Source organism: Bartonella sp. CL100XZDX (genome assembly GCF_042195375.1).
Lineage (GTDB): Bacteria > Pseudomonadota > Alphaproteobacteria > Rhizobiales > Rhizobiaceae > Bartonella.
The window spans coordinates 1-11,020 of the sequence record NZ_JBHIOH010000032.1 but is presented as its reverse complement, the minus strand read 5'-3'; the positions used below and the strand labels follow the sequence as shown (position 1 = coordinate 11,020).

General features: G+C 40.2%; 11 protein-coding genes and 2 pseudogenes. 8 read left to right on the top strand and 5 right to left on the bottom strand.

The features are described 5' to 3' along the window. On the top strand, positions 1-351 hold a 351-nt coding region (locus tag ACFILU_RS03180), incomplete at its 5' end, for a hypothetical protein (RefSeq protein WP_375674717.1). A 9-nt stretch (positions 352-360) separates the two neighbouring features. On the opposite strand, the gene ACFILU_RS03175 is transcribed toward ACFILU_RS03180, so the two are convergent. Beyond that, positions 361-984 carry a hypothetical protein gene (locus ACFILU_RS03175; RefSeq protein WP_026017333.1) on the bottom strand — a complete coding sequence of 208 codons (624 nt, stop codon included), beginning with the start codon at positions 982-984 and terminating at the stop codon, positions 361-363. Between the two features lie 204 nt (positions 985-1,188). Between ACFILU_RS03175 and ACFILU_RS03170 the strand changes: the two genes are divergently transcribed. The 6 genes and pseudogenes from ACFILU_RS03170 (at position 1,189) to ACFILU_RS03145 (ending at position 7,199) form a co-directional block, all read left to right on the top strand. Continuing rightward, entirely contained in the window at positions 1,189-1,521 is a 333-nt protein-coding gene (locus tag ACFILU_RS03170; protein ID WP_375674716.1) for a hypothetical protein, read from the top strand. Next, positions 1,502-2,670, top strand: a pseudogene (locus ACFILU_RS03165) (PBSX family phage terminase large subunit). The gene ACFILU_RS03170 and the pseudogene ACFILU_RS03165 overlap by 20 nt, the downstream one beginning before the upstream one ends. Then, entirely contained in the window at positions 2,655-4,664 is a 2,010-nt protein-coding gene (locus tag ACFILU_RS03160; protein ID WP_375674714.1) for a portal protein, read from the top strand. The pseudogene ACFILU_RS03165 and the gene ACFILU_RS03160 overlap by 16 nt, the downstream one beginning before the upstream one ends. A 13-nt stretch (positions 4,665-4,677) precedes the next feature. Beyond that, the gene (locus ACFILU_RS03155) at positions 4,678-5,583 is read left to right on the top strand and encodes a hypothetical protein (protein ID WP_375674713.1); all 906 of its coding nucleotides are present in this window, start codon (positions 4,678-4,680) and stop codon (positions 5,581-5,583) included. A 91-nt stretch (positions 5,584-5,674) separates the two neighbouring features. Next, complete coding sequence (locus tag ACFILU_RS03150) at positions 5,675-6,799, top strand: N4-gp56 family major capsid protein (RefSeq protein WP_375674711.1); 1,125 nt, start codon at positions 5,675-5,677, stop codon at positions 6,797-6,799. A 19-nt stretch (positions 6,800-6,818) separates the two neighbouring features. Continuing rightward, entirely contained in the window at positions 6,819-7,199 is a 381-nt protein-coding gene (locus tag ACFILU_RS03145; RefSeq protein WP_375633221.1) for a hypothetical protein, read from the top strand. Positions 7,200-7,234: 35 nt separating this feature from the next. On the opposite strand, the gene ACFILU_RS03140 is transcribed toward ACFILU_RS03145, so the two are convergent. Together ACFILU_RS03140 and ACFILU_RS03135 are read right to left on the bottom strand one after the other, a co-directional pair. Continuing rightward, entirely contained in the window at positions 7,235-7,516 is a 282-nt protein-coding gene (locus ACFILU_RS03140; protein WP_114648092.1) for an addiction module antidote protein, read from the bottom strand. Beyond that, on the bottom strand, positions 7,497-7,808 hold the full coding sequence (locus ACFILU_RS03135) for a type II toxin-antitoxin system RelE/ParE family toxin (RefSeq protein ID WP_375674709.1): 312 nt from the start codon (positions 7,806-7,808) through the stop codon (positions 7,497-7,499). Before ACFILU_RS03135 ends, ACFILU_RS03140 begins: the two co-directional genes overlap by 20 nt. Before the next feature lie 65 nt (positions 7,809-7,873). Between ACFILU_RS03135 and ACFILU_RS03130 the strand changes: the two genes are divergently transcribed. Continuing rightward, complete coding sequence (locus ACFILU_RS03130) at positions 7,874-8,476, top strand: hypothetical protein (RefSeq protein ID WP_375674707.1); 603 nt, start codon at positions 7,874-7,876, stop codon at positions 8,474-8,476. Positions 8,477-9,874: 1,398 nt separating this feature from the next. Here the strand turns inward: ACFILU_RS03130 and ACFILU_RS03125 are convergent. Both ACFILU_RS03125 and ACFILU_RS03120 read right to left on the bottom strand, forming a co-directional pair. Then, positions 9,875-10,654, bottom strand: coding sequence for a hypothetical protein (locus ACFILU_RS03125; protein ID WP_375674705.1), 780 nt, complete (start codon positions 10,652-10,654; stop codon positions 9,875-9,877). A 98-nt stretch (positions 10,655-10,752) separates the two neighbouring features. Continuing rightward, positions 10,753-11,020 (bottom strand): annotated as a pseudogene (locus tag ACFILU_RS03120) (hypothetical protein); the annotation flags it as partial.

Genomic DNA, 11,020 nt, shown 5'->3' with positions numbered 1-11,020 from the left:
ATAGGGCGGCTTTGTTTACAAGGCGTGATTACTCAAGAGCAATATGACGCCGCCCAGCAATATCTACAGATAAGAAACGACTATTTGTGTGCAAAAGGCTTGCCTAATGCTGTTTATGACGAAATGCCGTCATCATCTGATGATAAGGCAAGGGATAAGTGGGTAGAATTTGCAACAGAACAATTTTTTAACACGCAAGAAGCACTAAAAGAAGCGCAATGCCTCTATAGACAGTATAATCTTTATGCAGCACTACAGTACCTCGTCATAGAAGATCAAATGCTACCACATCTTGTGAATTCATTGCGTATCGCTCTTAATGCGCTTCAGAAACATTTTGATCGTAAATGACAATCTCTATTACGGTTTCATTATATCATATATCGTTGGTAAGTCTCTGCAAAATCTAGCGACTTGTTTAGTGTTTTCATAATCACCGGTGCTCACGTCAGATACTACAACTATCATTTGTGTTTTGGGGCTAATGCCAGTTCCAGTCGAATTACTAAGAAATTTTTTTGCATAATAAATCATTGGATTTTTGCTGTTATTGGATTCGTTGTATGCCCACATAAAATCTCTTTCACTCCAATTATGTTCATAACGTAAACGACTTATTACATTGGGTAGCATTGCCCATGACATTTCTTCATTATACTCACCCCGCAATAAATTCACAAAGCGTCCACATAAAATAACGAATACGTGACGATGCAATACAGGATCAAATTTGGAAGGCATCTTATGATGGCCACGGCTGTATACAAATTCTTGTGCTTGGCTTAGCTTATTAAAATGCGTAAAGCCAGTATATTCTTTACTCGCGTATTTGTCGTAAAGTTGATTATACTTCTCTATAGTATCTACACTTGTAAACATACGCGTCAATTTGTCTATAAATCCAAATGACGCTGATGCAGGTAGCGCTGATATAGAAAAGAAAGCTATAAATGTTATGATGCGTGTTATGGATAATGATTTCATCGTTTTAAATCCCTAATTATTATAAGCGCTGTTTAACCGATTCCTTTTGAATATATCAATATGTGTTATTTTTATGTTGACAAATTGTAGCAAATCGTATTTAATAATCCTACTGTACTTGGTCGTACTGTATCTAGACGAGAGGCAGTGCAGTTTGAAATCCCCGCAAATGCGGGGTTTTTTATTATCTGGAGGGTGTATTTTATGACATCACAAAATACAGAACAGGCTCCACAACCCATTAAAAAGCGTATACCACCAAAGGCAGGTCAAGGGCGGGTAAAAGGCGTTCCAAATAAAATGACACGCATTTTAAAAGAAGCAGTGGTTAAGGCTGCTGAGAATGCTGGGAATAAAATTGGCAAGGATGGTTTGATCTCCTATTTGGAAAAGCAGGCTATAGAATGTCCAGCGGCTTATTTAGCGTTGCTTGGTAAGGTGTTGCCTTTACAGGTAACAGGTGAAGATGGGGGAGCCATTAAGATGATAACGCGTGTAGAAATCGCGCCTTTGGTCAATGACAACACGACAGATTAGTATTGTACCAAAGCTTATACCGATTTTTACAGGTACGGCTTTGGTGCGTGCGGCTTGGGGTGGACGAGGGTCTGGGAAGACAAGATCATTTGCCTTGATGGCTGCTTTAAAAGGCTATCAATTTGGTATGCAAGGGATATCGGGCACTATCCTTTGTGCACGGCAGTTTCAAAACTCGCTAGCAGAAAGTTCATTGGAGGAAATTAAGCGCGCCATTGAAGCGCACGACTTTTTAAAGGACTATTACAAGGTTGGGGAGTCGTCGATTAAGTCGATAGATGGTCGTATAGCCTTTCAGTTTTCTGGTCTTGACCGGAATATAGCCAGTATCAAATCCATGGGGCGTATTTTGCTTTGTTGGGTTGATGAGGCAGAGCCGGTTACAGAGACAGCTTGGCAAACGCTTATACCGACTTTACGAGAAGAAGGAGAGGGATGGCGGGCAGAGTTATGGGTAACATGGAACCCGTTGCGAGAGAATGCCCCCGTTGAGAAGCGGTTTCGCTTTTCAGACAATGAGGCAATCAAGCGTGTGGAGATCAACTGGTCAGACAATCCGAAGTTTCCCAAGATCTTGAATGAAGCACGACTTGATGACCTTAGAAACCGTCCAGAGACCTATAAGCATATCTGGGAAGGGGCTTATCTTACAGCGGTTCAAGGCGCTTATTATCAAAAGGAAATGTTGGCAGCCGAGCAGGAGGGGCGGATAGGGCGTGTTGCTCGTGACCCCTTGATGCAAATACGCGCCTTTTGGGATATTGGGGGAACAGGAGCCAAGGCAGATGCCACAGCGATATGGATAGCACAGTTTGTTGGTAGAGAAATCAGAATGCTTAATTATTACGAAGCACAGGGGCAGCCTTTATCGGAACATATCGGTTGGTTGCGTCAAAATGGTTATGAGAAGGCACTGATGGTTTTGCCCCATGATGGTGCGACCAGAGACCGTGTGCACAATGTGAGTTTTGAGAGCGCTTTAAATGATGCGGGTTTTGAAACGCAAGTTGTTCCCAATCAGGGAGCAGNCATGGAGCAGATGCCTTTGGATTGATGTGCGTGGCTTATGAAGAACCTCCGACGATACAAAGGCGACCAGCTTATAGCGGCAGAACGGAATATGAGAGTACCTCATGGATGGCAGAATGATGTATGATGAAGAGCATTTAGATAAAGAAAGTAACGCATCAGATCTGTCGACAGAAGGCTTATTTCGCAAGCTTGTCAGTTGGTACAAAGAAGATGTGGAGCATGTGAATAAATGGCGTGAACATGCGCGGGAGGATTTTCGTTTTTACAATGGTGATCAGTGGAATGAGGCTGATTTAGCGGCGTTAAAAGAGCAACGCCGCCCCGTTATGACTTTTAATCGTATTGCACCACTGGTCAATGCCGTTGTGGGTTCAGAGCGTAATAACAAGCGCGAAGTGCAGTTTATTCCCCGTCAAGTAGGGAAGGCATTGCCTAGTGAATTGCTTACTGGTGCAGCGGAATGGTTTCGGGACATGGCGCATGCAGAATACGCTGATAGTGATGCTTTCCAAGATGCGGTTATCTGCGGCATGGGGTGGACTGATACCCGCCTTGATTATGAAAACAGCTTTGATGGTGAACCGGTTATTACGCGTTTAGATCCTTTAAAAATGGTTTGGGACAGTGCAGCGGTGCAACCGAACTTAACCGATGCGCAACGTTTGTGGTATGTGGACCGCAAGCCTTTGGAAGTAGCCAAGCAGATGTTTCCCAAAGCCCATTGGAGTGAACTGAGTGCAGATTGGGCTCGTGATGGGATTGCTTATGAGGGCATTCATCATAATGATCTTGAAGCTTATAATGATGAGAAGGGCATTGATGTTGAAAACGGTCGACGGATGATCACACTTGTTGAATGCCGTTGGTTTGAAAGCGAGAGGTATTACAAAGCGCCCGATTTAAGCACTGGAGAACTTCGTGATTATAGCGAGGAAGAATTTAAACAGCTTCAATGTATGATGCCTAATATTCAAGGGGCGGCTTTTAATAAAAAGGTTGTTAAGCGCGCTTTTTTAGGCAGGAAGGTTTTGCTATGCCCCGATCAACCCATGGTTCCAGCGGGTCAATTGGGTTGGGAGTGTATAACGGGGTATTTTGACAAGATAGAACGGCAATTTTATGGGGTTGTGCGTCCTACAAAAGATCCTCAACGATGGGCGAATAAATATTTCAGTCAAGTGATGTATATCCTTAATAGCCAATCCAAAGGCGGGATAATGGCAGAGAGTGGTGCATTTAAGGATGAGAGAGAAGCAGCAAAAAGTTTAAGCCGATCAGACAGTATTACATGGGTTAAACCTAACGCATTGGCACAAGGAAAGATCCAACCCAAACCCGTAGCACAGTTTCCACAAGGCTTTTTCCAGCTGTTTAATGAAGCTAAGGAAGCAATTAATCAGGTGACGGGTTTATCGCCTGAGTTCATTGGCACAAGAGAAGTGACACAAGCGGGTATTTTGGAGGCACAACGACGCCAATCCAGTTTAAATCTGCTTGCTTGTCTGTTTGATGGCTTACGTTTGTACCGCAAGCGGCAAGGTAAGATTATTTTGCACTTGATACAGAATTACTTGTCCGATGGGCGTTTGGTACGGATATCTGGTGAAGAGAATGCGCAATATATTCCATTGACGCGTGAAGAAGTAACGAGTGTCGAGTATGATATTGTAGTTGATGATGCGCCAACCAGCCCGAATGAGAAAGAGCGCACCTTCGGTATCATCACACAGCTGCTCCCATTGCTTCAAAATGCGATTACGCCGGATATTATGCTTGATCTACTTCGTTATTCTCCATTGCCTGCGTCATTGCTTAATCGTGTGAGTGAGAAGATGCAACAGCAACAAATGGCACAACAACAGCAGATGGACCCCGAGCGGGAAATGAAGTTGCAGGAAAAGCAACAAGACTTAGAGACGAAAACACAGATGCATCAGATGGATTTGCAACAAAAGCAGATTGATCTGTTTATGCGTCAAAAGAGAGCGGAATTAGAAGCAGAAATGATGCAACAGCGCCATGACATTGAACGGCAGAAGCTTCTCAATGATCAGGCACACAATCAGATCATGCGAGAGCGAATAGCATTACACAGAGGTATGCATAGTTGAGAGAGGTGAAAGAATGAATGCAGAAATGAACGAAGCGATGAATGAAGGTATGAATGAAGATTACAGAGTTGGAGCACCGGTCTTTGATGATGATAGCTCTTTTGATGCCGGCACTTATGATGGTGAAACGATTGATAATGATGATGTCACGTCTCCAGAGCCGGTTGCACCGCCCGTTGAAAAACCTTCAGAGATTGTTCCTAGTATAGAACAGCAGCGTATGGAGCAACAAGCCAAACAAGCTCGTGAAGCGCTTGTCAAGCTTTATGAACCCCAATCCCAGACGCCAATGGTTGAAGGTGAAAATGCACCCCCAGACCCTACACAAGACATTATTGGCTATATGAGTTGGATGGGAAAAAAGATTCGAGAGCAGGATGCGTATATTAGGGAACAGAAAGAAGCGCTAAAACAAGCTGAGGAACAGCAGCAGCATGATATACGTCTTGGTGAATTTTTTAATAATTCTGTTAAGTCGTTTCAAAATAAATCCAGTGATTTTGGTGATGCGGCAAATTTTCTTTATGAGAAGCGTGCGAAGGAATTGAGTTCTTGGTCGTCACTTTATCCTGAGTACGCAGATCCAAACACAATTTCTGAGATCATAAGGAATGAATTGCGTACGATTGTAGCGACTTGTGCACAAAGAGATCTCAATCCGGCAGAAGAGATTTATAGAATAGCGCAAAATCTTGGCTATCAGAACCAAGCAGTACAAGCGAATAATCAAGTTGCAGAGCTTCAAAGCCGGCAGAATTCTGCGAGAACCTTAACGGCGTCTGGTGGAGGGGGGAGTACAGGTCCACTTTCATGGGAAACGATGGACGCTATGACGGATAAAGAGTTTCAAGCGTGGTACAGTAATCCAAAAAACCGAGTGCTTATACGCAAATTGAGTGGTGCGGATGATGAAGATTAAGTGAAAGACTTTTAGAGAATAAGCCGCCTTTGGTGCGGGTTGGTGGTCCGGCTTTAAGCCGGTTTTTTTATAGCAAAGAAAGGTGAAATAAATGGCAACAACACATATAGGGATTAATGATCCCCATGCGTTAAAAACATGGGCGAGAATTCTTGATGCGGAGGTCTCCAAAGCAACTCCTATTGCTCCTTTGATGGGGCAGGATTCCAATAGCATTATTCAGGTGAAAACAGAGACGCAAAAAGGCAAAGGGGATTGTGTAACATTTAGTCTACGAGCTCAGTTATCAGGACGTGGTGTGAGTGAGGGCGAAACCCTTGAAGGCAATGAAGAGGCACTCCAATTCCTTCATGATAAACTGTATATCAATGAACTTTATCATGGAACAAGAATTGCCAATGAAGGCACTATTGATAATCAGCGCACATTGTTTAATTTGCGTGAAGAAGCCAAAAACAGTTTATCAGATTGGTATGCGGACCGTTTGAGTTTGATGTTTTTCGTTCATGCTTGCGGTTATACCGCTAACAGGCTCCGTTTTGAGGGAGAACTGGTTGATCTTGATCCTCTTTTTTGGGGCTTTAATGCACCATTAGCTCCAAGCAGTAAGCGCATTGTACGACCAGAAGCAAAAACCAAGGATGAAGAGCTTACAGAAAAAGCCAAACACAGCTTTAATCTTAAATTGATAGATGAAGCGGTTCAGTGCGCTAAGCTAGCGAATCCTAAAATTAGACCGGTTCGCGTGAATGGCGAGAGTGTTTATGTGTTGTATTTGCATCCCATTCAGGTAACGCAATTGCGCACCAATACAGAGACGGGTCAATGGCTTGATATTCAGAAAGCCGCTTATACCGGTTCGCGTTCCAAAAAACCAATCTTTGATGGTTCTCTAGGCATGTACAACGGTGTGATTTTACGTGAATCAGAGCATGTCACTCATGGTGTAAAATCGACAGATAGTACAGCGAAAAAAAGTGTTCGTCGCGCTGTTTTGCTTGGTGCACAAAGTATCGTTATGGCATTTGGTAAGAGTTACGGTAAGACCCGCTATAAAATCGAAGAAGAAACCTTCGACTACAAACGCGAATACGGTTTTGGAGTGCATACAATTATGGGCATGAAGAAAACGCGTTTCCAAATGCCCGGAAGAGCACAAGGAGCCCAAGATTTTGGAACGATAGTTATCCCCACCTACAGCGGTGAAGTTGAGTGATGAGGAAAGGAAATAGGACATGGTAGATGGCGTAACAGGACACTTACACGGCAGAGATCTTCATACACATCAGGTCAGTTTTTTGCGTTTGAATATCTCGCATAAAGATAAGCATTTGACGCGCAAAATCGGGACTTTACCGCGTGGTGCAATGATCCTTTCGATTAAAGCGTTTGTGAAGACAGCGTTTTCGGATGCGAAATTAAAGATAGGCAGCACCTATGGTGGTAATGAGTTTAGTGAAAAGGATATCAAAACCCAAAGCACTCAAGATTTTACATCAACCAACCAAAAAGAGTTTGTCCCAGAAGATCAAGAGCTTACGCTTTATGCAACACGGGATAAAACAACCGCGGCTGGTGAGTGTGTTGTGGTCGTGCAATTCGTGACCAATCGTTGAGAGGTATAGGGGGAAGGCTTAATTCCTCTCACGATTTATGGAGCAGATTGTACGCTTAGTTGCAAATTAAGGGCAGATAAGACAGCGACTAAGGTAGAAAGTTTAGGGTCACCAGTCTTACTTAAGGAGCGATATAACCCACTGCGTTCGCGATTGGTTTCTTTTGCTAAGGCACTCATATTTTGTGCTCTAGCAACAATACCAAGGGCATCCGCTATATGAGCAGCATCACCAGTTTTGAAGGCTTCATTTAAAAAGACTTCTTGAGATTCTGGTGTTGTGAGGTGTTTTTCAAAGTTAAAGGTTTTCAATTTCATTTTTAAGATCCTCTAAAAGAGATAAGGCTTTTTGAATATCACTGGATTGTGTGGATTTGTCACCACCACAAAGCAATATAATGATTTTATCGCCTTTTTTTGTAAAATAAATTCGGTAACCAGCACCATAGTGGATACGTAATTCACCTATACCATTAAAAAACTTTGCATCACCCAAAAGCCCTGAACGAATTCTATGAAGCCTTGCAAGAATTATATTAGCAGCTTTTCTGTCTTTAAGTTTTTCTAACCAGTTATCGAATTCATCTGTTGTTTTTATTATCGCTATCATCAGTGCACTATACTACACAATATATATAATATCAATAGTAATAATTTTTACTGAGAGGTATTTTGATGACACGTCATTATATTCGGGTTAAAACCGGAGGACCGATACCTGTAAAGCGAGATGTTTATCGTCATAAGAGAACACTTTCGCACTTAGTGTCGGTCATTCAAGATGAGATTGATGACATAGCCGATGAGTATGTTCATCAAATCCAAGAAAGCATTTTTGCAGCCATTCGTTTTTGTGAACGGGAGACATTTTACTTTAACGAAAGCCGTGATGTGGAGTTTGAGACACGGGCGGGGCAAGGTGTTTATGATGCAAGCACTACCCGCCCTATTGAAACAGCTGTTAAAATAAAAAACGTTTATCTAAGCTCTGATCAACATCATAAGTTTGCCTTGGAGTGTAAGGACCATGTTTCTTTAGAGCCTTTGTTATCATCAGAGCAGCAAGGAACGCCGGTTTGTTACAGTTATTTTGATAGGAAATTACATCTTTATCCCACGCCGGATAGAGCCTATATTCGGTATAATATCAAAAAACACAATAAAGTCAATATGTTGAGCGTAATTATTTTATATGAATCCACTCAAGAATCCATCCTTTTATGCATGATTCATTTGACCATTTTTTATATAAGATTGGCATGTATGAATAGACCATAAAAAGCAAATCATGATGTGAATATTATAACGCATGTGTGTATTCAAATGAAATGAAAAGCTGTCATCATTCATAACAGTTTATAAATTTTATGATACGTTTTTATCACAACACAAATCACATTGTTTAAAATTTAGTTGTTTGGAATTATCGATAATATACGTTTAAAGATCATATCTTGTTTTAATGATTGGATTGTTAACAGCATAAAGAACAAAATTATTGGTTCCCAAAATTGGGAAGCATAAAATCTATATTTATTATAGCAATATCTTATCACCTATTAGAGGATAATCGTTTGAAACTGTCATAAGCTTATAGGTTTAATTTATAAAGATTGCATAAAAGGATTTAAAGACAAATCGCTTTTAAAACGCTTTCTAAAAGTTTAGAAAACGATAAGTAAGCAGCATCAATATAGTATCACCACATATAAAATGAAAATCACAATGTTATATCTTATGAAATCAAAAAATTTTTAATGACGTATGCAAGCAAGCTATCAAAAAACGTTTAAAAGTTATCGTTTAAAAATACGAAACCAAATGAGATCACCTCAAATTTGAGGGCATCTATTGAAACAAAGATAAGCAGGTAAACTTCAAAACCATTGTAATCTCACATGGATTTTTACTCAATTTTGAGTCAAAAGCTGTAATGTTTAAAGAATGCTCTATTCTAAGATAACATCCCCAAAATGGACCGGCTAATATTTAAAGAAATTAGGTTTTAATGAAAAGTACAAATACGCTTATGAGAACCTCACTAAATGAACGTTTAAACGTTTGAAACATAAAATGAGATCTTTATAAGAAACGTTAAAACTTCTTTTTATCACAGTTATAACTTAGTTATCATTTGCTCTTAAGAACGTTTTATTTATGAGAAAACTAAGATTTAGCTTTCACAGCAGAGCAAAATCTTAAAAACCTTACACTTTATAAAAGCGTTTGTTTATTTATCTTATGAAAAGCTGCTTTGAAAACCAATGCTTGCAAGCTAAAAAGAACGTTTTTATAAGACATTCATTTAAGATGCATTTGCTTTTGATTGGATTGTTAAACCTACCAAGCGTTTTAATTTGTTTGATAGCCATAACAAGCGTTATAGGTTCTCTCATTCAAATGAGTGATTAAAGATCATATGCATCATTTACATTCCTTTTGATAAGTTTTTATATCTCTAATAGAGAACTTGCAATATGATACGTTTTGTATATATGCACTGATTACTCCATTGTGGATGATTCATTTTAATCATTAAAATAGACATTTGAAAGCCGCGTCATATCACTTGGCGCGGCTTTCTTTTATTTTACTCTCTCTATTATGATATTTTTATTAGCAATGCATTTTATATGCGTTTATAACCATAAAGAAGACGCCACCCACGCCTGTCATTTATTTATCTGTATCTGTAATTTTGATAATATTATCGTTTTCATAAACCTCACATTTTTTGGGAACGACACTTACTTTACTTTGACTGTTTAATTTTGCATTGCCATAGGCTTTCCCCCAGACCTTGGCATGATATGAAACCTTGGCATTGCCATAAACAGAGCCATAAACCTCAGCATAGCCACTCACAATAACATTGCCATAAACCTTGCCATAAATTTTAGCATGACCTTTGACAATAGCATGGTTATAAATCTTGGCATGGCTGTAAACACAGACAGAGCCAGAAACCTGAGCATGCCCATAAACCCTTGCATAATTATAAACCCAAGCATTATAAGAAATATGCGCATTATCATAAACATGGGCTTCTGTATAAATACGAGCGCTCCCACTCACATGGGCATTGCCATAAACATAGCCAGATATACGTGCATTACTATAGACACAAGCATTGTCATAAACTTTAGCATATTGAGAGATAAAAGCCTTACCATAGACCTCAGCATTGCCATAGACATGACCACAGACCTGAGAAAAATGGCGTATTTTTGCATTTTCATAAACACGGGCATAGCCATAAACCCACGCATTATCATAGACCCAGCAATTGCCCTCATGAGAGAGGTTGCTTTCCTTTTCAATAAAGCCCCCAAGATCCCCCACTTTGACATCATCAAAATCTTTTAAAGCTTTAATGCGATAAAGGTTTATAATATTTCGAGTAAGAGCATGTTTGATTTTTTTGATTTCACTGGTTAATTCATATTTTTTGCACATAGAAGACCCTCACAATCTAATGTGATAAACGTTTGATAAAATTTGAAATGGAAAAATTGGGTTGGAAAGCAGGCACCCCCGCCGCGCCCGCGCATTATTTACGCAGCGTTATTTTCAATAATCTTTACAACGGTATCGTTTTCATAAACCTCACAATTTATGGGAACCCAATATAAATCACTATCTCTTTTTAATCTTGCATTGCCATAGACATTACCTCTAATCACGAAATAACCAGAGATTTTCGCATTACCATAAACAGAGCCATAAACATCAGTATGACATCCCACGCTAGCATTCCCATAAACCTTGCCATAAATTTTAGCAGCGCCACTGATAACAGCATGATCATAAACTACCGCCTTG